This is a genomic window from Limibacillus halophilus (assembly GCF_014191775.1).
Classification (GTDB): Bacteria; Pseudomonadota; Alphaproteobacteria; order Kiloniellales; family CECT-8803; genus Limibacillus; species Limibacillus halophilus.
Genome location: NZ_JACHXA010000001.1, coordinates 667,039 through 686,925, shown reverse-complemented (window position 1 = coordinate 686,925; position 19,887 = coordinate 667,039). Strand labels below are relative to the sequence as shown.

Below are 19,887 nucleotides of genomic sequence, written 5' to 3'. Positions count from 1 at the left end.
ACCGCGCCAAAAGGCCGGACACATGACCGCACCCCGCAACGATCGTCAGAAGCTCAAATCAACCCTTGCGCAAACGGGGCCGTCCACACATGACAGCTCCGCCATTCGTTCTTATTTTATTTTTTTATATCAAATAAATAGAAACGGGGCATGAATTGTGCCCCACAATTTTTACCACATTTTCGATCGATTAACCGAATAGAGCAGAAGAAACCGCCCAGGGTTTCAATCCTTCCTTCACTCTGCCTCGAATCCGACATCGTTCGGATCCAGCCTCAGATTCAATTCGACGTCACGAGCCATCTTCAAACTAAACCGCGCCGCTGCCCTCGCCGAATGGCGCGATCTTCTCGCTGCCTGACGTTTGGCTTGACTGGGGCATACTGAGACGAGTTCGATTTCGTCTCACACCTCCATTGGCTGCGACGATGCACCAAGCTCAACCTCTCATCCGAGCAGGTCTTTGCCGAACAGAGCGATCGCCAATGGCACGGGCGCTACCGCAAGCGCTATAGTCAGAAGGAACCCTTGCGGCGTGAAAAGGCGGCTGACACCGGCAATCAGTGCAATCCCGCCACCCCCGCCGACCAGGAAATTGCCAGGAAGATTGATCGCGACCGCCAAGGCTAGGTAGCGGTGCCGTAGGAGGAAGGGAAGTGCGCCGCCGGGCGCTTTTTCCAGCAAAAAGTTTAAACGCTCTTCGCCCGCAAGCGGTTCTATGCGCTTCAGCAGGCGCTCCAAGCGTGAGAACCGGAGCCATTGCACCACTTTGATAATCGCAGAAAGCGGAATCAGCCGTCCCACCAAGAAGCTGAGCATAAGCCCGACCAACGTGCAACTATAGACCAGTAGCACTATGCCGGATCCGAGCATGGTGATCAGCACCAAGCCCACTTCTACGCCAGGAACGAAAGGGATTGCTATGAGTCCTGCATAGACGGCAGCCGAGAACATGATCATCTGGTGAACCATGTCCTCGTTGTTGGGTCTGACTTCGAACTCCAGCCTCTCAACGATAAGAGTAGCCATAAGATTCATGGCCAGGATAATGAGAACCAGCAGCAAAAAGCGCCAAAGTCCTCCCCTCGACACTTTGAAGGAAAGAAACTTCATTGGGGGCTTGATCACTCAATTGCCACGGGGATGTTCTGAGCCAAAATCGCTTTGTTGTCGATCAATTCGCCTTCAAACCAGAAGGTTCGCTCAATGCTCCAATACCAGCGTTTGAGGGTCCAAGTCGCTTCGCCACTGACGCGGTCACCCCGCACAACGCCTCGCCATAGGATCTTTGCATCCTTGTAGGGACACTTGGTCTCACTGACGAAGTGCACCGCTCCGTCCTTTGATCGTGTGAAGTACGGTCGTGCGGGGTAGTCGCAACGCGTCTGACATTCGCTTGATACAAATAACCCCTTGCCGAAAACAAGATTGTCCTCGACATCCGCTGGCTGTCCGGTAGGCCCCATCTGGCTAAGAAAGACTTTCCCATCCAATGCACCCTCGCCTTGAAACGAAGCCAGCGACTCTCTGTCCGCGTCCTTCGATGGCGGGGCACTGATTTGAGATACGGCAAAGCCGCCCAACCCAACCAGCAGTGCGCAGGCCACAAATGCAGTTAGAAATCGAGAAACGGTCATCTTCGCCTTTACCGGCGGAAGAAGCGGTCAATGAGATCACCTCATCCGCTCACACCATGATGATGCTATAAGTCTATTACACTCCTGGCTGCATTGACAAATTAGCTCCCCGACACGAGGGCAATTTCCCCTCGCAGTCGGTTTCTAAGCAGCAGGCAGGCAGCCGCCCACTCTGCGAATGCTCCGATCCAAATTGTCTTATAGGTTGGTAGGCTGAGGGGGCTCTGTCAGAGCAAATCGCCTTGGCAAGGTCGGGCGGGCTTCAAGCGTCCGGCCATGACCAAACGTAGCCCCTTTCGTTATTTCAAGACGTCGCCCGAGATCATCCGCCTGGCGGTCATGATGTATGTTCGTTTTCCACTCTTGCGTCGGAACGTGGAGGATTTCCTCCACGAGCGTTGCATTGATATCAGCCACAAAACGGTGCGCTTCTGGTGGCAGCGGTTCTGTCCCATTTTCGCCTCTGAGATCCATAAACGACGGATCGAAAGCACGCGGTCAAGCCTCTGGCGATGGCACAAAGGGCAGCGACGCTGTGCTGGATGAGGCACGTTCGCATTAGTCTGACACCTCCCATCAGAGCTATAGAGGCAGGTGCTGCCTGGGTGATTGACGTACCTCATTCGCTTATTTAACCTCCCTGGCGAGGAGCATTACGATGAACAAGCCTACCGTCCATGACATAGCCAAAGAGTCGGGGGTGAGTTTGGCAACGGTCGATCGTGTGCTGAATGAGCGCCCCGGTGTCCGCGAGGTGACGATCGCCAAAGTCTTGGCGGCGGTGGAACGTCTTGGGTATGTACGAGACACCTATGCCGCGAACCTCGCGCGCAAGCGACAGTATCATCTCGCGTTTGTTTTACCCGAGGGGCCTAGTCAGTTCGTCGACACCTTGACGGCAGCTTTGCGCGAGGCCTATGGGTCGCAAGTTGCGGACAGAATTCTTCTGGAGATCGTCTACGTAGCCACCCACGATCCCCACCAAATTGTGCGCTCCCTCCAGGCCTTGAATACTTCGGAGCTGGATGGTGTCGCCATTATGGCGCCGGAAACACCGCAAGTGCGTGATGCGATCGCACGACTCAAGGGTGACGGGCTCGCCGTAGTCGCGCTGGTTTCTGACCTGCCCAACTCGACCCGGGACTACTTCGTCGGGGTTAACAGTGTGGCCGCTGGGCGTACGGCTGGATTACTGATGGGCCGATTCATAGCGGAAAGCGGGGAAATCCTGGTGGTTACCAATTCCATACGTTCCCGGGACAGCTTGGAGCGAAGGCTGGGTTTCGGCGATGTCATGGCCAGCGAGTTTCCCCACCTCACCGTGTTGCCCTCTGTAGAATCCTTCGACGACCGCCGTCGCATGGAAGACGTGGTGGGACAGGTCGTGCTCTCACGGCCCAACATCGTTGGCGTCTATTCCATGGGTTCCGGAAACCGACCGCTCCTCAGTGCATTGCGCAAAAGCGGTCGCCTCGGTGGTCTGGTCGTCATCGCCCATGAACTGACGGAAACCACACGTCAGGCTCTACAAGATGATGAGATTGCTGCCGTCATCAACCAGAACGTCGGGCATCTCGCACGCAGTGCAATACGGGTACTCCGCGCCCTATGCGATAGCGTGGCGATCTTCGAAGCCCAAGAGCGCGTCCGGATAGAGGTCGTCCTCCGCGAAAACCTCCCCTGACTGCCCTAACGGTGGATCCCTGCCTAAGAAAGACTGTGTTTGAATGCCTCTCGAGGGCACATTTCTTCTATTTAGCGTCATGAAAATGTCAAAATGATGAGCGTACCTCAAAATTCCCTAGACAAGGTACCCGCTCCCCATCAGGATAGTGATAACAAGCCATAGTGTCGTGGTGATGTTAACCACGAACCAACGCATGGCTTGACATGGGAGGAGATAACCAATGAAGAAGACTCACATTATTGCGGTTACCATGTTTGCCGCAGCGACGGCTTTTGCAGCCCCGCGGAGTGTTCAGGCCGACGAGCTTACTCTTTGCTGGGCAGCCTGGGATCCGGCAAACGCCCTGATTGAGCTCTCCAAGGATTTCGAAGAGAAGTCCGGCCACAGCATGAGTTTCGAGTTTGTGCCTTGGCCCAATTTCGCCGACAGGATGCTCAACGAGCTCAATTCCGGCGGCAAACTCTGCGATCTGATGATTGGCGACAGCCAATGGATCGGCCTAGGGGCCGAGGCGGGACATTACGTCAAACTAAACGATTTCTTCGATGCCGAAGGCATTTCGATGGATGACTTCATCCCGGCGACTGTCACCGGTTATTCGGAATGGCCGAAGGGCACCCCGAACTACTGGGCGCTTCCAGCTTTCGGCGACGTTGTCGGCTGGACCTACCGCAAGGATTGGTTCGAGCGGCCTGCGCTCCAGGCCGAGTTCAAAGCGAAATATGGCCGCGACCTAGCCGCTCCGGCCACGCTCGCCGAACTGAAAGACATCGGCGAGTTCTTTCAAGGGCGCGAGATCGACGGCACTACTGTCTACGGCGCTTCAATCTACACCGAACGCGGTTCCGAAGGCATCACCATGGGTGTGACTAACGCGCTCTACAACTACGGCTTCCTCTACGAAAACCCGGACAAGCCCTACGATCTTGAAGGCTTCGTCAACTCGCCTGAGGCTGCCGCGGGCCTGGAGTATTACAAGGCGCTCTACAATTGTTGCACGCCCCCGGGCTCCTCGGACTGGTACATGTCAGAGAATATCGACGCTTACAAATCGGGCCAGGTGGCGATGCAGATGAACTTCGCCTTCATTTGGCCCGGCGTGAACGCTGACCCGAAGGTCGGCGGCGACAAGTCCGGCTACTTCCCGAACCCGGCGGGCCCCGGTGGTCACTTCGCCCAGCTTGGTGGGCAGGGTATTTCTGTGGTGTCGTATTCCGACAGCCAGGAGGCGGCTCTTGAGTACATCAAGTGGTTCGCGCAGCCGGAAATCCAGGCGAAGTGGTGGAAACTCGGTGGTTACTCGGCGCTGCGCGCAGTCGTCGAAGATCCGGGTTTTGCGACCAGCCAGCCGTACGCGCAGACCTTTCTCGATTCGATGGCGATCGTGAAGGATTTCTGGGCCGAGCCGGCTTACGCTTCCCTCCTTTTGTCCATGCAAGATCGCGTCCACAAGTACGTGGTTGCCGATCAGGGCACGGCGCAGGAAGCCCTCGATGGCCTAGTCAAGGACTGGATCGAAGTATTCGAGGACGAAGGCAAGCTCTAAGCGCTAAGCTGTGCGGATGGTCCCGCCGCCTTCTTAGGCGGGATCATCAGCGCGGCCGCGCTGCGAGCGGTCAGATTCACCTTGAAGGTCGCGCTGGTTGAGCCAAGAACCGGGAAGGGTTTCTTATGTCAGAGACAGCGATGGAGCGTGCCGCCAAAGCCACGCCGCCAAAGGTCGCGCGGCGGATCAAAGGGCTCTCCGACAAAGCTATCGCTTGGATCTTCGTGGCACCGACGATCATCCTGCTGTTAGCGGTGAATATCTTTCCGCTGATTTGGACGATTCGGCTGAGCTTCACTAACTTCCGCGCCAACCGCCCGAATGCCGATGTGCAATGGCTTGGCTTGCGCAATTACGAGCGCATCCTGACCGACAGCGACATCTGGATCACCATGCAAGCGACGGCGCACTTCCTGGTCTGGACCATCGTATTCCAGGTCCTTATCGGCTTTACTCTTGCGTGGCTGATCAATCGCAAGTTCAAAGGCAATGATCTTTGGACCACGATCATCGTCCTGCCCATGATGTTGTCTCCGGCGGTGGTCGGAAACTTCTGGACCTTTCTCTATCAGCCGCAGATAGGCCTATTCAATTACGCGGTCGCCTTCTTGACCGGCGCAGATCCAAGCGGTTTTTCCATGATCGGCGATGTCTCTCTGGCGCCCTGGTCGATCGTGATCGTGGACACTTGGATGTGGACGCCTTTTGTGATGCTGATCTGTCTCGCCGGTCTGCGCTCGATCCCAGATTCCATTTACGAGGCGGCGGAGTGCGACCGGGCGTCAAAGTGGCGGCAGTTCTGGACCATTACCGTTCCCATGGTGCTGCCCTTCCTGATGCTGGCGGTGCTGTTTCGGGGCATTGAGAACTTCAAGATGTTCGATCTCGTAGTTCAACTCACCGGCGGCGGACCAGGCTCAACGACCGAGCTAACCTCCATCAATTTGAAGCGGGAGGCCTTCGAGAAGTGGCGAACTGGCTATGCTTCGGCCTACGCCATCATCCTTTTCGTGACCGTCTTCGGGCTCGCCTCAATCTATGTAAAGGCCCTAAACAAGGTGAAGGAGCGATGAGCAGTTATTCCATCACCGAGCCATCGAAGCGCCAGAAGTGGTTTGCCGGCGTCTTGGTCGTCGGCTACGCCGTGATCACTCTCTTGCCGCTGCTCTGGATTCTTGCAACGGGCTTCAAGTCCTCGCCGGACTCCATCGCCTATCCGCCAAAGGTGCTGTTCGAGCCCTCGCTGGAAGGATATGTGAACCTCTTCACGACGCAGACGCGCCAGACCCAGGAATACATGGCCGCCAACCCGCCAACGACCTGGTACGAGCAGATTGTGCGCGAAAAGGGTATGGTCATCGCAGGCCCGTCGCGGTTCGGCGAGCGCTTCTTGAACTCGGTCATCATCGGGTTTGGCTCGACCTTCCTCTCGGTTTTCCTAGGGACGCTCGCGGCTTATGCCTTCTCGCGCTATCGGATACCGCTCAAGGACGACCTGCTGTTTTTCATCCTTTCGACCAGGATGATGCCGCCAATTGCGGTTGCTATTCCGATTTTCCTGATGTTCCGCTCGCTTGGCCTCTCGGATACCCATGCCGGCATGATATTGCTCTATACGGCTGTCAACCTCTCGCTTTCGGTTTGGCTGCTGAAGGGCTTCATCGACGAGATTCCACGGGAGTACGAGGAAGCAGCCTTGATCGACGGCTATACGCGCTTCCAGGCTTTCTACAAGGTGGTGCTACCCCAGGCTGCGACCGGCATCGCTTCCACAGCGATCTTCTGTCTGATCTTTGCCTGGAACGAGTATGCCTTTGCGGTCCTGTTGACGTCCGGCACGGCTCAGACCGCGCCGCCCTTCATCCCGACGATCATCGGCGTAGGCGGTCAGGACTGGCCTGCCGTAGCCGCAGGCGCCACCATTTTCCTCGTGCCAGTAATGGTCTTCACCATCCTTCTGCGCAAGCACCTGCTGCGCGGCATTACCTTCGGAGCGGTTCGGAAATGAGCGGTTTCATCAACGGTCTGTTGCGGTTGCGCCGCGGATCCTGGGAGGCGTTGGCCTCCCTACTGATTGCGGTTGGGGTGATCATGATGATGCAGCCCTACATCCTCGCAGCCTTCACTTACTCTTTCATGGTGACGCTGGTGGGCACGGTCATGTTCATCATCGTCAGCCATTTTCCGGAGTGAAGCATGGCTGAGATCGTTGTTCAGAACATTTGCAAGGAATTCGGTGACTTTACTGCCGTGCAGTCATCATCGTTCAGAATTGAGGATGGCGAGTTCTTCATGCTCCTCGGCCCCTCGGGCTGCGGCAAGACAACGACGCTCAGGATGATCGCCGGGCTCGAACTGCCGACCTCCGGCGCAATTTATATCGACGGCGAGGAAGTTGGCCAAAAGCCTGCAAGCCAGCGTGACATAGCTTTTGTGTTCCAGATGTTCGCGCTCTACCCGCATATGAACGTGCGCAATAACATCAGCTATCCACTGATCAGCCAGAGGATGCCGCGAGCCCAAGTGCGCGAGAAGGTCGCTGAAGTTGCCCGCATCCTGGGGATCGAGAGTATTCTTGATCGCCCCGTCGGTGGTCTTTCAGGAGGCGATAGGCAGCGCGTTGCGCTCGGCCGTGCAATCGTCCGCAACCCGAAATGCTTTCTCATGGATGAGCCGTTGGGCGCTCTTGATGCCGAGTTCCGTGAGCATATGTCGGAGGAGCTCAAGAAACTCCACGACCGGATGGGCGCGACCACCGTGTATGTGACCCACGATCAACTAGAAGCGATGCAAATGGGCGATAAGATCGTCGTAATGAACCACGGCATCATCGAACAGTTTGGCCGACCACAGGATATCTATGACAAACCGGCGACCCGCTTCGTTGCGGAGTTCATCGGTTCACCGCCAATGAACTTCCTCAAGTTCCATGGAAGCCTAGAAATTGACGCCACCAACGTAACGTTGCACCACCAAACTATGACGGTTCCTGCCCTGCGTGAGCCATTCGACGGTGATATGATCTATGGGGTCCGGCCCGAGCACATTCGCCTTTCGGACACCTCCGGCTACCGTGGAGAAATCATCGCGACGGAGTACCTGGGCACAACCCAAATCGTGACGCTCAAGACCCCTAATGGCGACGTTAAAGCGCGAATCGCCGCAGAGCAGTCTGCCAGGGTCGGCGAGACTGTCGGGTTGGAGTTCAATGGAGCGACCGTCACGCTCTTCGACAGCCAGTCCGGGCGAGCCATCTTGTCCGCCTTGAACGAGGGGGTTTTGTCTCATGGCTGAAGTCACAATGCGCAATGTGACGAAGACCTTCGGCTCGACCATTGCGCTCGACGACGTCACGATGACTGTCCCCGACGGTGCTTTTGTGGTTCTGCTGGGGCCCACCGGCGCCGGCAAGACCACGATGTTGCGCGTGGTTTCGGGTCTGGAACGGCCGGACCAGGGTGACATTTTCATAGGCGGTCGTTCCGTTGTTAGGGAGACGCCGGCCGAACGCGACGTCGCCATGGTGTTCCAGCAGTACTCGCTCTATCCACACATGACCGTGCGGGAAAACCTCTCCTTTCCTTTACGCTCGCCGATCCTGAAGACACCGGAAGACGAAATCAGGCGCAAGGTCCAGGAAGTCGCCGAGGTACTGCGCATACCGCACAAGCTCGACAACAAGGCGACCGCGCTCTCGGGCGGGGAGATGCAGCGCGTCTCGATCGGCAGGGCCCTCGTCCGCGATCCGGCGATCTATCTTATGGACGAACCGCTTAGCTCCCTCGACGCCAAGCTGCGCGCCGATCTGCGCGTGGAACTCAAGCGTATTCAGGCCCGCCTTGGCGCGACAATGCTCTATGTAACGCACGACCAGATCGAGGCAATGACGATGGCCACCCACGTGGGTGTACTGGACGAGGGAAAGCTAGTGCAGTTCGGTAGCCCGCGAGAGATCTACGAGGAGCCGATCAGCCTTTACGTTGCCGGGCGCCTTGGTATCCCGCGGATCAACGCCCTTCCAGCCAATCTATTCCCGCACGCACCTTCCGGTGCGAAGACAATCGGGCTCCGTCCAGAGCACATACAACACGGTGAAGGTAAGCCTTCAAAGGTGGTCAGAATCGAACATCTTGGCGACCAGACCCGGCTCTACCTGACCCTAGAGGGGCACGAGCTTGTCACACTGACGGATGCTCACAGCGACCTTATGCCCGGGGATATCGTCGCCATCCAACCCAGAAACGCACTCTATTTCGACGAAAGCGGCGCGCGGATCGTCTGAGGAGAACATCATGAAAAACTTCATTAATTCCAAGGAAACTCTGGTCACTGAGGCGATTGACGGGCTACTCCGGACGGCAAAAGGACGACTCGCGCGGTTGGACGGCTTTCCCCACATCAAAGTCGTCGTGCGCAGCGATTGGGACCGGTCAAAGGTGGCGCTGGTTTCTGGTGGTGGATCCGGCCATGAACCCAGCCACGCCGGGTTCGTCGGAAAAGGCATGCTGACAGCAGCGGTCTGCGGTGAGGTCTTCGCCTCACCGTCCGTTGATGCAGTGCTCGCCGGGATTCTGGCGGTTACCGGTAAAGCGGGGTGCCTCTTGATCGTGAAGAACTACACCGGGGACCGGCTGAATTTCGGCCTCGCCGCCGAACGCGCCCGCGCGCAGGGCCTGAAGGTGAACATGGTCATCGTCGACGATGACGTGGCGCTTCCTGATCTTCCTCAGGCGCGAGGCGTGGCCGGCACGCTCTTTGTCCACAAGATTGCTGGAGCGCTGGCCGAGGAGGGCGCGGATCTGGATCGGGTGACCGAGACGGCACAGCGCGTTGTCAAAAATGTCGTCTCTATTGGAATGTCTCTGGACACCTGCAAGATCCCCGGCTCGCCAAAAGAGGACCGGATCGGCCCAGGCAAGGCCGAGCTTGGTCTTGGAATTCACGGTGAAGCCGGAGCCGAACAGGTCGACTTCTCCAATGCTCGGGAAGCAATGGAAATGGTAGTGGGCCGACTATCTCCGAACATTGGAGCTGGCTCGCACTTTGCGCTGCTCAACAACCTGGGCGGCGCGACGCCGCTGGAAATGGCAGTGTTGGCCGAGGAACTCACGCAGTCACGCATTGGGGAACAAATTCGCTGGCTTATTGGGCCGGCGCCGATGATGACATCCCTGGACATGCAGGGCTTTTCGGTCTCGTTGTTTCCGGCGACCAGCGAAGACGAGGCAGCCCTAACCGCCCCGGTGGCCCCCTGGGCCTGGCCGGGGTGCCTCCCCGTTGGGGAGATCGAAGTTCTGGCCCTGCCCGACGGGTTGACCCCTATCAGACCTATCCCGTCAAAAAACAATGAAATGGGCACATTTATTTGGCGCTGCTGTAGAATCTTGATCGACGCAGAGGCACACCTGAACGCCTTGGATGCCAAGTCCGGTGACGGAGACACTGGTAGCACGCTTTCGACTGCATCGCGCGCATTGATCGATGCTTTGGACCGCTTGCCACTCGCCGATCAAACCCAGCTTTGCCGCGCGGTCGGCTTCGAGCTGAACCAGACGATGGGCGGGTCGTCCGGCGTCCTCCTGGCAATCTTCTTCGTTGCTGCTGGGGATGCCTTGGCGAGTGGCCAAAATACCATCGACGCGTTGAAGTCCGGCCTCGATCGGATACAGCAGGTCGGCGGAGCCCGCCCAGGCGATCGCACAATGATTGATGCACTCTTTCCCGCCTTGGAAACACTACACCATGGACTCGAGGCGGCCGCCCGCGCCGCTCGAGAGGGTGCAGATTCGACTGCCAGGATGACGCGGGCGCGGGCTGGACGCGCAAGTTATCTCCCTGAAGAAAGCCTCGCCGGGCACAATGATCCCGGTGCTGAGGCGGTGGCTCGGCTTTTCGAGAAACTTGCCGAAGCTGGTAACTTGGCAACGCAACAAACCTGAAGGGGGTACTGTCAAAAAAACGGCTCTGTCAGAGCAAATCGCCTTGAGCAAGGGAGGGGGCATTGTCAGAAGAACTTGGGTTGAGGGAATTTGTGCCGCCCCCTACCCTGCGCACATGACCAAACGAAGCCCATTCCGCTATTTCAAGACGTCGCCCGAGATCATCCGCCTGGCGGTCATGATGTATGTTCGCTTCCCGCTTTCACTGCGGAATGTAGAGGACCTTCTCCACGAGCGCGGGATCGATATCAGCCACGAGACAGTGCGTTTCTGGTGGAGCCGTTTTGGACCGATGTTCGCTGCCGAGATCCGCAAGCGACGGATCCAGAGCATCCGATCAAGCCTCTGGAGATGGCACCTGGATGAGGTGTTCGTGAAGATCAACGGGGAAACGCACTATCTGTGGCGCGCCGTGGATCACGAGGGCGAGGTTCTGGAAAGTTTCGTGACAAAGAGACGAGATAAGAAAGCTGCGTTGAAATTCCTAAGGAAAGCAATGCGTAAGCATGGCCAGCCTAAGATCATTGTGACCGACCGGCTGAGATCGTACGGTGCGGCATTCAGGGATATTGGGACCGCAGCTCGCCAGGTATATGGCCGCTGGCTGAACAATCGAGCAGAGAATTCACACCTGCCCTTCCGACGACGGGAGCGCGCGATGCTTCGCTTCAGGCAAATGCGAAGTTTGCAGCAATTCGCCGCCGTCCATGTCTCCGTCTATAACCTCTTCAATACAGAACGTAGCCTCTCAAGTCGAAAATTTTTCAAGCTGAACCGCGCCGCTGCTCTCGCCGAGTGGCTCGGTCTTCTCGCTGTTTGACGCTCGCCACTGCCGAGGCTTACTGAGACGAGTTCGAATTCGTCTGACGCCTCCCTCCTGCCTGTCGTGCGGGGATACGCCGACAACCGTCGCGCTGTTCATCCGCTCGCTCAGCAGGCCCTCAAATAGTCTCTGCGAAAGCCTACGACCGCTCCAGCAAGGCATCCCCTACAATTGCTGCGATGTGGGTTGCATATGGCAATATACGACCAGTTCAACGCTGGCGGAAGCAAGCTCTCGATACCACGTGGCGTATGTGTCAAGTGTGGGCGTAGTCAGTACTGGTCCCATTCGGGAGACGCACCGAAGCACTTTACTGCGAAATCAACGAATGCGCGCACCTTGCCCGCAAGATGCCGGTTATGCGCGTATACTGCGTAAACTCCCAGGTTGGACCCTTCGTACGCATCGAGAAGAATCTTGAGCCGACCCTGCCGTATGTCTGGCCCGACAGCGAAGGTTGGAATCAGGCCGACGCCCATATCGGCTAGCAGCATTCTTCGGACGGATGCGGCATTGTTGACCGTAAACCGCCCATCAACCTGGATTGATTTCTGCTTGCCATCCTCCTTGAACTGCCAAAGAGACCCGCTGCGAAAATTTCTGTCGACAATACAATCATGCTTCTCCAGGTCGTTCAGGTAGCGTAGCGCACCTCTGCGCTTAAGATAGACAGGTGACGCACATACAACTATCCGAGCCGGGGCAAGACGACGCGCAATGAGCGGCGAATCCTCAAGTTCGGCGATGCGAATGGCAACATCCACACCTTCGTCCACAAGGTTAACGAAGCGGTCTGTCAGATTCAGGTCGATTCTGACGTCTGGATGAGCCGCCAAGAACCGAGCGACTACATCAGTCAGGTACAACTCGCCGAACGTTACCGGCGCAGAGATAATCAGCGTCCCTCGCGGTGAGGCGTGGCGATCCTGGACACTTGATTCCAGCTCATCAAGATCGTCGAGTATCTGTTGGCAGCGTTCGAAATAGGCAGCCCCGATCTCAGTTAGTGTGAGCGAGCGAGTCGTGCGGTTAAGCAGTCGCACGCCGAGATGGTCTTCAAGCTGACCAACGTACTTGCTGACCAAAGCGGTGGACATTCTCCGTCGACCCGCAGCTGCGGTGAAGGAGCCCTCCTTGACCACCGTTACGAACGTTCTCATGCCGTCAATCGTGTCCATGATCACTACCTGTAGGTCTCTTTGTTCTCCGGGCAATCTTGCAAGGAATGATTGCCTCCTACCAGCCCGCTCTCGACGCAAAGGCTTCAGACAACTCAAACTCGACCTTATTCGCACGCACCAGATTTCGCCCACTCCGCGCAGTCAAGCCAGTGAGTTCGCTCGTATGCAGGGCATCACCGGTCGAGCCATCGATGGATAGATGCTTAGACTATTATCAATATTTTGTTGATAATCAATATATAATATCTGCGTTTATAAACGATTCGGAAATCCGTATCTAGAAAATAGAGGCGGTTCTCGAACGGGTCGCCACAAGCAAACACGAACGGAAGAAAGGTGTTAGAGCTATGAATATCTCGATTGTCGGAACAGGAAATGTCGGTACGGGACTGGCGAAAGTCCTGTCGAAGACACGGCATGGCGTGGTCATGGGCGCGCGCACGGAAGCAAAGGGCCGCGCGGCAGCCGATGCCATTGTCAAAGAACATGGCGGCAACGTTCGCGGTAGCGATGTTGCCAGTGCTGTCCGCGATGCGGACGTTGTCATTCTTGCCGTTCCTTACGCAGAGACTGCCGACGTGATCGCTATTGCCGGAAGCCTCTCCGGAAAGATCGTCATCGATGCGACCAATCCATTGACGGAAGACTTTTCCGGACTGACCCTCGGCTTCGAAAGCTCCGCCGCTGAAGAGATTCAAAAGCGCGTGGCGGGCGCGCCCGTGGTGAAGGCGTTCAATACGGTATTCGCGCAAATCTATGCGGAAGGCCCCCGCTTCGGCGAACGCCCGGTCCAGGTGTTTTATGCTGGCGACGACGACGCGGCCAAGAAAGCGGTTTCCGAAATAATCAACGCCGCCGGTTTCGATGCCGTCGACGCAGGCCCGCTTAAAAATGCGCGCTATCTGGAGCCGCTGGCGGCGCTGAACATCCAGCTTGGCTACAGCCTCGGACGTGGTACGCAAATCGCACCCGCATGGATTGAGCGCGAAGCGGCGTAGTGAACCGCCCCTGCTTCAATTCGCACACTATTAACAAAGGATAACGACCATGATTCAAGAAAAAACCGCTCCGCACGCTGCGCTTTTATTGCGCGTTTCCTTGGGAGTATTATTTCTCGCCCACGGATTACTCAAAGTATTTGTGTTCACCCCTTCGGGAACGGTAGGCTTCTTCGAGTCCCTCGGGCTGCCGGGGTTCCTTGCTTACCTTACGATAATCGCAGAAGTAGGAGGCGGCGCAGCGCTGATCCTCGGCGTGTTTACGCGTCTGGTCTCGCTGGCCCTCGTCCCTGTCTTGATTGGTTCGATCATCTTCGCACACGCCGATACAGGCTGGCTGTTTTCGAATGAAGGCGGCGGCTGGGAATTTCCCGCTTTCTGGGCGGTGGCGATGGTTGTCCAGGCCCTTCTGGGTGACGGCCCTTATGCCCTGAATCCGAAGACACTTTTCTCTCGGCACTCGTGAACCGCGTTGGTGAAGCCCCGTGATGAGTCCGACTATGGCGGGCTCGCGGGGGCTCCGACGCGAAGACGCAACTGATCGGAGATAGGGAATGAATCATGAGTAAATTTGAAATTGCCGTAGTCGTTGGCAGCCTGCGCCGCGACTCCTTCAACAAGAAGTTGGCGAAGGCGCTGGCAATGCTTGCGCCGGATGAGATGGAGTTCCGCCCGGTCGAAATCGGCGATCTGCCACTCTACAACCAGGATGACGATGAGGATCAGGCGCCTGCCGTGAAGCGGCTGAAATCCGAAATTGAGACGGCGCATGGCGTGCTGTTCATCACGCCGGAATACAACCGCTCGGTTCCGGGCGTCCTCAAAAACGCCATCGACCATGCCTCGCGGCCTTATGGGCAGAGTGTGTGGGCGGGCAAACCGGCGGGCGTGATCGGGGTCTCCGTCGGCGCGATTGGCACCGCGCTGGCCCAGCAGCATCTTCGCAACACCCTTGCCTGTCTGGACATGCCGACGCTCGGACAGCCCGAGGCGTTCATCCAGATCAGCGAGGAATTGTTCGATGCTGACGGCGGGATTGGCGAGGGAAGCCGCGAATTCCTGCAAGACTGGGTCGACCGCTATGTCGCGTGGGTCAAACAGCACGCGGCTCAATCGTAAAGAGTGGAGCAAGGCAATGCTTGTCGATGGTAAATGGACCGCCGACTGGGACCCGGTTCAAGCAAAAGATGAGAAGGGACGTTTCGTTCGGCAGGTATCCAGCTTTCGCCATTGGGTGACGCCCAATGGCAAGGCGAGCCCCACGGGGGGCGAAGGCTTCAAGGCTGCGCCGGGGCGCTACCACCTATATGTTGCCCTGATCTGCCCGTGGGCATCGCGCACTCTGCTGGCGCGCAAGTTGAAAAAGCTCGACGATGTGATCAGCGTGACAGTCGTCGAGCCAGCCCTGACCGATCAGGGATGGTGGTTCGGCGACTTTCCGGGCTCAGGGCCGGATACGCTGAACGGCGCGACATATCTGCATGAACTCTATACCCGTGCCGATCCGGGCTATACCGGCCGCGCCACGGTCCCGGTCCTCTGGGACAAGAAGAGGAAGACCATCGTCAACAACGAGTCGAGCGACATCCTGCGCATGCTGAATTCAGCGTTCGACGCTTTCGGCGACGCGTCTGTCGATCTCTATCCGCAAGCATGCCGCGCGGAAATCGACGCGCTGAACAAGGAGATGTACGAGAAGCTTAACAACGGTGTCTATAAGGCTGGTTTCGCGTCCAGCCAGGCGGCCTATGAGGAAGCGGTAACGGACGTCTTCGCGATGCTGGAAACCCTTGAAGGCCGCCTGTCTAATGGCCGCTCCTTCCTCTTCGGCGATGGCCTGACGGAGTCCGATATCCGGCTGTTCGTCACGCTGGTCCGTTTCGATGCGGCCTATCACGGGCTGTTCAAGTGCAACATCCGGCAGCTTGCCGACTATCCGGCGATATCGGCCTATATCGAGCGGATTTATGCGCTTCCCGGAGTCTCCGAGACTGTCAATCTCGACCATATCAAGGCCGGATATTACTCGATCAAGGCACTTAACCCGTCAGGCATTATACCTGTCGGTCCGCGACTTCGCTTTGCCGCGTAACGAGTCGATGGAAATTTGATTTAGCCAATAAAGGGGTCTCGATGGTATTGTCAGAAGAGCTTAGGTTGAGAGAGCTTGTGCCGCCCCCTACCTTGCGACCATGCCCTAACGCAGCCCATTCCGACACTTCAAGACGTCGCTCGAGAACATCCGCCTCGCGATCATGATGCAGATATCTTAGAGCTGCAGAATCGTTCCGACGCCTTTGGCGCGCGCATCCTGGTCTATCAGATCCGCAACAGCCGTATCTTCAATCGCCAGCCCCAAATTGACCGACAGAATACGATCAGCTTCTCCTTTGCGAGCGTGCCCAGGCGCTTGAAAGACCGTGCCAAGCTCCATCAGACTTTCCGGAAGCGCGGCAAAGAAACCATACTCTTTCAAATGTTCAACCTGCTCAACATCATCGGTGAAAACCGCATCAAATTGATTGATCGCCAACGGATCGAGATAACAATCATAGTCCAGCGTTACCAGAAGAGCGCCTGGCTTAAGCCACCGGCCTTGAATAATCCGATCCCCGTTTGAGACAATTGGACCGCAAGTGACGACAATGTCCGCGTCGGCGACCGCTTCCCTCACACTAGGAAAACTACAAGCAGCAATTCCATGGGTACTGGCAGCTTCGGCGACATATGCCTTCGCCCTATCCGGGTCGATATCGAAAGCCCGTAATTCACACAATGAAGAATGGATGATTCGCAAGGCCTGGAGGTTGGTGCGCCCCTGAACGCCGCAGCCAATGATCGCCAGCGTGCGGGGTGTCGAGCAGGCGAGATACTTGGCTGCCACCGCAGTAGCGGCGGCTGTACGCTGCGCGGTGATCCAGGTGGAATCCATTACCGCCCTGGCCCGTCCGGTCGCCAAATCGTTCAGCAGCAAAAGCCCGGTTATGTATGGGAGTCCCAGCTTTGCATTCTCAGGTGATCCACTCTGCCACTTGCAGGTCACCGCGCCGCTCTCCAGCAAAGCCCCACTCATTGCGGAGAAAAACCGCTCTCCCGCTGGCGATATCCAATGTTTGGCCGGCATGATCGCCTTGCCACGTGATTTCTCGCGCAATGCAGATTCGGTCATCTCGATCACTGCGTGCATGGGTATTGCCAGACTATCGATGTCGGACCTACTGAGGTAGAGCACTTCGTTGGACATTTGATGCTGCTTTCTCAATCGACTTTCAGAGGACAGGCCGGAAAGTCGGTAACGGATACTTTTTGCCTTCCTCCGCAGGAAGGAGTTCAAGCAGTAGCCCGCTGCGAATCTGAGTGGGATCGTCACAAATGACGCGCGCAAGCATGGTTGGCCCGTCACGCAACGCGATCTCTGCAAGAATAATCGGTGTTTCCTCGAAGAAAGCCGGGTGGTTCGGGCGCATCACCAGCGAATAGGATACCAAGGTCGCCTTGCCGTCATGTTCGGTCCACCCAAGGTCGGACGACCAGCAATGGGGACAAAGCGGGCGCGGATAGAAGGTCTCTTGTCCGCATGCACCACAAACCTGCAATCGGAGTACTCCCTCCGCCCAGGCCTCGACAAAAGCGCTATTGATCTGATCAACACGGGGGGTGGGGTACTGCTGGTCATTGTGGGTCATCAGGAACGCTCCAATACAATGCTGCTGGTAGAAAGGCCGTGTCCATAGCCGACCATGCCGTATCCAGACACCAGACCTCGCTGCGCATTCGAAACCTGCCTCTCGCCCGCTTCGTGACGTAGCTGCCGAACCGCTTCGACTAGGCCTATCATGCCGCCACCAGCTCCGGATTGGCCGACGGAAAGCTGTCCGCCTCCGGTGTTGAGGGGAAGTGTGCCGTCCCATGTGAAGCTGTTTTTCTCCAGGAACCGGCCGACGCCTCCTTTTTCGCAAAACCCAAGGTCTTCGAGTTGGATAGCCACCATGATGGGATAGTCGTCGTAAGCCTGAACAAGATCAAAATCCTCAGGGCCGTATCCCGCGTCGCGATAGAGCGCGTCGCGGAACAGCTCCCAGCCGCCACGAAGCGGACTGATCTCACCGGGTGGGTGGTTGTGATGCTCGTAGCCGGACAGCACACGCACCCCCTTGCCGCGCGGAACGCGATCCAGGCTGCTGACCACGACAGCCTCCGCGCCCGCACAGGGCAAAACGCAGTCATAAAGCCGGATCGGGTCGGCAATCACCCGCGCGTTCATGTAGTCGTCCAGGGTCATTGGCCCGCGCAGCAGCGCTGCCTCGTTCTTCTGGGCATTCTTCCGCTGGTCCACCGAGATTCGCCCGAGCTGCTCACGGGTCGTCCCATAGGTTTCCATGTGCTTGCGCTGAATAATCCCGAACAGGCCATTGGCGCCGCCAAATCCATGCGGCGAGCCGTAGCTGGTCAAGGCGCGCCCAAAATTATCCAGCAGGCGAAACAAGCCCGAAACGTCATAGGCATCACCAGCAATACACAAGACGGATGTGGCTTGACCGGCCTCAATGGCGCGGATCGCATTCAGAACAGAAGCGATAGGCCCCGCTCCGCCAGCGGTGCCCAGGTAAGCCCAAGAAAGGGAAAGCCCAAACTGCTCTGCAACCGTCACCGCATTGTCGGGCGGCAATTCAAAGGAACACAGAGCCAAGCCGTCAATGTCGGACTTCTCCAGCCCCGCCGAAGCAATCGCGTCTCGCCCGGCCTGCGCAAGGAAGGTCAGCAAGGGGCGGTCGGCTTTCTTGACGTAGTCCGTGCAGCCATAGCCGATCACGCCAATATCCCTGCTTTGCGTCATCCTCTGTTCTCCTCCTTGTTCCAGTTCAAATAACGCTCTGCGTCCGAAGCGCAGCCCGCCGGGTCGCGTCGATACCTAAAAGCTCCCCAAAGATTCTGTCGTTGTCGGCCCCAGGCGCGCGGCCAGCCCAGCGAACTTGGCCAGGCGTTGCGGAGAGATGCGGTACGGGCGACGGCAACTTGAGATCACCCAACTCTGGGTCTGATAAGGTCGTGATCGCTTCGCGCGCCGCCACGTGCAGGTCGGCCAGCACGTCATCGATTTGGTTGACCTGTCCCGCGACCACCTGAGCGGCTTCCAGCCGCGCCATCGCCTCTTCGGTCGTTAGACTCGCCATCCAGGAGGCGACAGCTCCATCAATAATCTGACGGTTCTTGACGCGAGCGGTCATCGTCGCAAAACGCGGATCAGATCCAAGCTCGGGCTGTTCCATCGCCTTTAGCAGGTTATCGAAGATGCGCTGCGAACCGCAGCTAATGGCGATATGGCCGTCATCGCCTGTGCGGTAGACGTTGCGTGGCACGTCCTCTTCCATTTGATTGCCGAGCCTGGGCTTCTTCTGACCGGTTTGGTCATAACGGACGACGACTGATTCAATAATTCTCAGCAAGGGTTCGAAAAGGCTGACGTCTACTATCTGCCCCTTCCCAGTTCGGCTGCGCGCATGCAAGGCGACTAGCGCACCATAAGCACCAAACGCTCCCGCGAGGTAATCGCCGAGTGGAAAAGGAGAGACCATCGGTCCGCGGTCTGCATAACCAGCAAATGACGCCAGGCCGCTATAGGCTTCAGCGATGGTGGCGTAGCCACCCCGTTTCCGATAGGGGCCAGTTTGCCCATAGCCGCTGACCCGCACCCAAACGATACCGGGGAAATCCTTGGCCAACTCAGCTGGATCGAAGCCCCACCGTTCCAGCGTGCCGGGCCGGAAGTTCTCCACCACGATGTCGCTGCGCCCAATAAGCTCAAGCGCAATTTCACGCGCCTCTGGTGCTGACAGGTTAAGGGTTACGGTATGCTTGTTGCGCGCCATGGTCTTCCACCACAGTGGCACCTCGCCCTTATGCGGCGGCCATTCACGCAAGGCATCAGGTGCCCCGGGCTTTTCGACCTTAATCACCTCCGCGCCGAAATCAGCCAGTAGGGAGCCGACAAACGGACCGGCCAGCATCGAACCAAGTTCGAGCACCTTGAGGTCGGAGAGACCTCCGAAATCGCTATTGTCTGACATTCTGCTCG

Annotated in this window: 21 protein-coding genes; 14 read left to right on the top strand and 7 right to left on the bottom strand. The window is 57.4% G+C overall.

The features are described from left to right. Window positions 1-447: 447 nt before the first annotated feature. Both FHR98_RS03155 and FHR98_RS03150 read right to left on the bottom strand, forming a co-directional pair. Window positions 448-1,113 carry a hypothetical protein gene (locus tag FHR98_RS03155; protein WP_183415156.1) on the bottom strand — a complete coding sequence of 222 codons (666 nt, stop codon included), beginning with the start codon at window positions 1,111-1,113 and terminating at the stop codon, window positions 448-450. Window positions 1,114-1,124: 11 nt separating this feature from the next. Further along, window positions 1,125-1,637, bottom strand: coding sequence for a hypothetical protein (locus FHR98_RS03150; RefSeq protein ID WP_183415155.1), 513 nt, complete (start codon window positions 1,635-1,637; stop codon window positions 1,125-1,127). A gap of 276 nt (window positions 1,638-1,913) precedes the next feature. On the opposite strand from FHR98_RS03150, the gene FHR98_RS03145 reads away from it, so the two are divergent. From FHR98_RS03145 to FHR98_RS03100, 10 genes are all read left to right on the top strand, one after another. Beyond that, on the top strand, window positions 1,914-2,183 hold the full coding sequence (locus FHR98_RS03145) for a hypothetical protein (RefSeq protein WP_221205687.1): 270 nt from the start codon (window positions 1,914-1,916) through the stop codon (window positions 2,181-2,183). Between the two features lie 112 nt (window positions 2,184-2,295). Then, window positions 2,296-3,321: a LacI family DNA-binding transcriptional regulator gene (locus tag FHR98_RS03140; protein ID WP_183415154.1), complete on the top strand. Its 1,026-nt coding sequence runs from the start codon at window positions 2,296-2,298 to the stop codon at window positions 3,319-3,321. Window positions 3,322-3,544: 223 nt separating this feature from the next. Beyond that, the gene (locus FHR98_RS03135; RefSeq protein ID WP_183415153.1) at window positions 3,545-4,870 is read left to right on the top strand and encodes an ABC transporter substrate-binding protein; all 1,326 of its coding nucleotides are present in this window, start codon (window positions 3,545-3,547) and stop codon (window positions 4,868-4,870) included. A gap of 125 nt (window positions 4,871-4,995) precedes the next feature. Further along, window positions 4,996-5,943 (top strand): carbohydrate ABC transporter permease, encoded by a 948-nt coding sequence (locus FHR98_RS03130; protein WP_183415152.1) that lies wholly within the window; start codon window positions 4,996-4,998, stop codon window positions 5,941-5,943. Beyond that, window positions 5,940-6,878, top strand: a complete 939-nt coding sequence (locus FHR98_RS03125) for a carbohydrate ABC transporter permease (protein WP_183415151.1) — start codon at window positions 5,940-5,942, stop codon at window positions 6,876-6,878. The genes FHR98_RS03130 and FHR98_RS03125 overlap by 4 nt, the downstream gene beginning before the upstream one ends. Then, window positions 6,875-7,063 (top strand): hypothetical protein, encoded by a 189-nt coding sequence (locus FHR98_RS03120; RefSeq protein ID WP_183415150.1) that lies wholly within the window; start codon window positions 6,875-6,877, stop codon window positions 7,061-7,063. The genes FHR98_RS03125 and FHR98_RS03120 overlap by 4 nt, the downstream gene beginning before the upstream one ends. Before the next feature lie 3 nt (window positions 7,064-7,066). Further along, window positions 7,067-8,164: an ABC transporter ATP-binding protein gene (locus FHR98_RS03115; protein ID WP_183415149.1), complete on the top strand. Its 1,098-nt coding sequence runs from the start codon at window positions 7,067-7,069 to the stop codon at window positions 8,162-8,164. After that, a complete protein-coding gene (locus tag FHR98_RS03110) occupies window positions 8,157-9,152 on the top strand; it encodes an ABC transporter ATP-binding protein (protein WP_183415148.1) in 996 nt (331 codons plus the stop codon). Before FHR98_RS03115 ends, FHR98_RS03110 begins: the two co-directional genes overlap by 8 nt. A gap of 10 nt (window positions 9,153-9,162) precedes the next feature. Beyond that, on the top strand, window positions 9,163-10,809 hold the full coding sequence (locus FHR98_RS03105; RefSeq protein ID WP_183415147.1) for a dihydroxyacetone kinase subunit DhaK: 1,647 nt from the start codon (window positions 9,163-9,165) through the stop codon (window positions 10,807-10,809). 115 nt (window positions 10,810-10,924) lie between these two features. Next, window positions 10,925-11,629, top strand: a complete 705-nt coding sequence (locus FHR98_RS03100; RefSeq protein WP_183415146.1) for an IS6 family transposase — start codon at window positions 10,925-10,927, stop codon at window positions 11,627-11,629. Between the two features lie 275 nt (window positions 11,630-11,904). On the opposite strand, the gene FHR98_RS03095 is transcribed toward FHR98_RS03100, so the two are convergent. Next, a complete protein-coding gene (locus FHR98_RS03095) occupies window positions 11,905-12,810 on the bottom strand; it encodes a LysR family transcriptional regulator (RefSeq protein ID WP_183415145.1) in 906 nt (301 codons plus the stop codon). A gap of 350 nt (window positions 12,811-13,160) precedes the next feature. On the opposite strand from FHR98_RS03095, the gene FHR98_RS03090 reads away from it, so the two are divergent. The 4 genes from FHR98_RS03090 to FHR98_RS03075 all read left to right on the top strand — a co-directional run bounded on the left by FHR98_RS03090 (window position 13,161) and on the right by FHR98_RS03075 (window position 15,903). Continuing rightward, entirely contained in the window at window positions 13,161-13,811 is a 651-nt protein-coding gene (locus FHR98_RS03090; protein WP_183415144.1) for an NADPH-dependent F420 reductase, read from the top strand. A gap of 49 nt (window positions 13,812-13,860) precedes the next feature. Further along, on the top strand, window positions 13,861-14,277 hold the full coding sequence (locus tag FHR98_RS03085) for a DoxX family protein (protein ID WP_183415143.1): 417 nt from the start codon (window positions 13,861-13,863) through the stop codon (window positions 14,275-14,277). 95 nt (window positions 14,278-14,372) lie between these two features. After that, window positions 14,373-14,930 (top strand): NADPH-dependent FMN reductase, encoded by a 558-nt coding sequence (locus tag FHR98_RS03080; RefSeq protein ID WP_183415142.1) that lies wholly within the window; start codon window positions 14,373-14,375, stop codon window positions 14,928-14,930. Window positions 14,931-14,946: 16 nt separating this feature from the next. After that, on the top strand, window positions 14,947-15,903 hold the full coding sequence (locus FHR98_RS03075; protein WP_183415141.1) for a glutathione S-transferase family protein: 957 nt from the start codon (window positions 14,947-14,949) through the stop codon (window positions 15,901-15,903). Window positions 15,904-16,080: 177 nt separating this feature from the next. Here FHR98_RS03075 and FHR98_RS03070 read toward each other — a convergent pair whose 3' ends face one another. The 4 genes from FHR98_RS03070 to FHR98_RS03055 are packed head-to-tail and all read right to left on the bottom strand — an operon-like array spanning window position 16,081 to window position 19,879. Beyond that, window positions 16,081-17,055, bottom strand: coding sequence for an ornithine cyclodeaminase family protein (locus FHR98_RS03070; RefSeq protein ID WP_183415140.1), 975 nt, complete (start codon window positions 17,053-17,055; stop codon window positions 16,081-16,083). Between the two features lie 25 nt (window positions 17,056-17,080). Further along, on the bottom strand, window positions 17,081-17,497 hold the full coding sequence (locus FHR98_RS03065) for a Zn-ribbon domain-containing OB-fold protein (RefSeq protein WP_183415139.1): 417 nt from the start codon (window positions 17,495-17,497) through the stop codon (window positions 17,081-17,083). After that, complete coding sequence (locus FHR98_RS03060) at window positions 17,497-18,648, bottom strand: thiolase family protein (protein ID WP_183415138.1); 1,152 nt, start codon at window positions 18,646-18,648, stop codon at window positions 17,497-17,499. Before FHR98_RS03060 ends, FHR98_RS03065 begins: the two co-directional genes overlap by 1 nt. A 25-nt stretch (window positions 18,649-18,673) precedes the next feature. After that, complete coding sequence (locus FHR98_RS03055; protein ID WP_183415137.1) at window positions 18,674-19,879, bottom strand: CaiB/BaiF CoA transferase family protein; 1,206 nt, start codon at window positions 19,877-19,879, stop codon at window positions 18,674-18,676. Between the last annotated feature and the right edge of the window lie 8 nt (window positions 19,880-19,887).

Coding starts and splice junctions, on each gene's coding strand:
- FHR98_RS03155 (WP_183415156.1), bottom strand. CDS start 1,113: ATGAAGTTTCTTTCCTTCAAAGTGTCGAGGGGAGGACTTTGGCGCTTT.
- FHR98_RS03150 (WP_183415155.1), bottom strand. CDS start 1,637: ATGACCGTTTCTCGATTTCTAACTGCATTTGTGGCCTGCGCACTGCTG.
- FHR98_RS03145 (WP_221205687.1), top strand. CDS start 1,914: ATGACCAAACGTAGCCCCTTTCGTTATTTCAAGACGTCGCCCGAGATC.
- FHR98_RS03140 (WP_183415154.1), top strand. CDS start 2,296: ATGAACAAGCCTACCGTCCATGACATAGCCAAAGAGTCGGGGGTGAGT.
- FHR98_RS03135 (WP_183415153.1), top strand. CDS start 3,545: ATGAAGAAGACTCACATTATTGCGGTTACCATGTTTGCCGCAGCGACG.
- FHR98_RS03130 (WP_183415152.1), top strand. CDS start 4,996: ATGTCAGAGACAGCGATGGAGCGTGCCGCCAAAGCCACGCCGCCAAAG.
- FHR98_RS03125 (WP_183415151.1), top strand. CDS start 5,940: ATGAGCAGTTATTCCATCACCGAGCCATCGAAGCGCCAGAAGTGGTTT.
- FHR98_RS03120 (WP_183415150.1), top strand. CDS start 6,875: ATGAGCGGTTTCATCAACGGTCTGTTGCGGTTGCGCCGCGGATCCTGG.
- FHR98_RS03115 (WP_183415149.1), top strand. CDS start 7,067: ATGGCTGAGATCGTTGTTCAGAACATTTGCAAGGAATTCGGTGACTTT.
- FHR98_RS03110 (WP_183415148.1), top strand. CDS start 8,157: ATGGCTGAAGTCACAATGCGCAATGTGACGAAGACCTTCGGCTCGACC.
- FHR98_RS03105 (WP_183415147.1), top strand. CDS start 9,163: ATGAAAAACTTCATTAATTCCAAGGAAACTCTGGTCACTGAGGCGATT.
- FHR98_RS03100 (WP_183415146.1), top strand. CDS start 10,925: ATGACCAAACGAAGCCCATTCCGCTATTTCAAGACGTCGCCCGAGATC.
- FHR98_RS03095 (WP_183415145.1), bottom strand. CDS start 12,810: ATGGACACGATTGACGGCATGAGAACGTTCGTAACGGTGGTCAAGGAG.
- FHR98_RS03090 (WP_183415144.1), top strand. CDS start 13,161: ATGAATATCTCGATTGTCGGAACAGGAAATGTCGGTACGGGACTGGCG.
- FHR98_RS03085 (WP_183415143.1), top strand. CDS start 13,861: ATGATTCAAGAAAAAACCGCTCCGCACGCTGCGCTTTTATTGCGCGTT.
- FHR98_RS03080 (WP_183415142.1), top strand. CDS start 14,373: ATGAGTAAATTTGAAATTGCCGTAGTCGTTGGCAGCCTGCGCCGCGAC.
- FHR98_RS03075 (WP_183415141.1), top strand. CDS start 14,947: ATGCTTGTCGATGGTAAATGGACCGCCGACTGGGACCCGGTTCAAGCA.
- FHR98_RS03070 (WP_183415140.1), bottom strand. CDS start 17,055: ATGTCCAACGAAGTGCTCTACCTCAGTAGGTCCGACATCGATAGTCTG.
- FHR98_RS03065 (WP_183415139.1), bottom strand. CDS start 17,497: ATGACCCACAATGACCAGCAGTACCCCACCCCCCGTGTTGATCAGATC.
- FHR98_RS03060 (WP_183415138.1), bottom strand. CDS start 18,648: ATGACGCAAAGCAGGGATATTGGCGTGATCGGCTATGGCTGCACGGAC.
- FHR98_RS03055 (WP_183415137.1), bottom strand. CDS start 19,879: ATGTCAGACAATAGCGATTTCGGAGGTCTCTCCGACCTCAAGGTGCTC.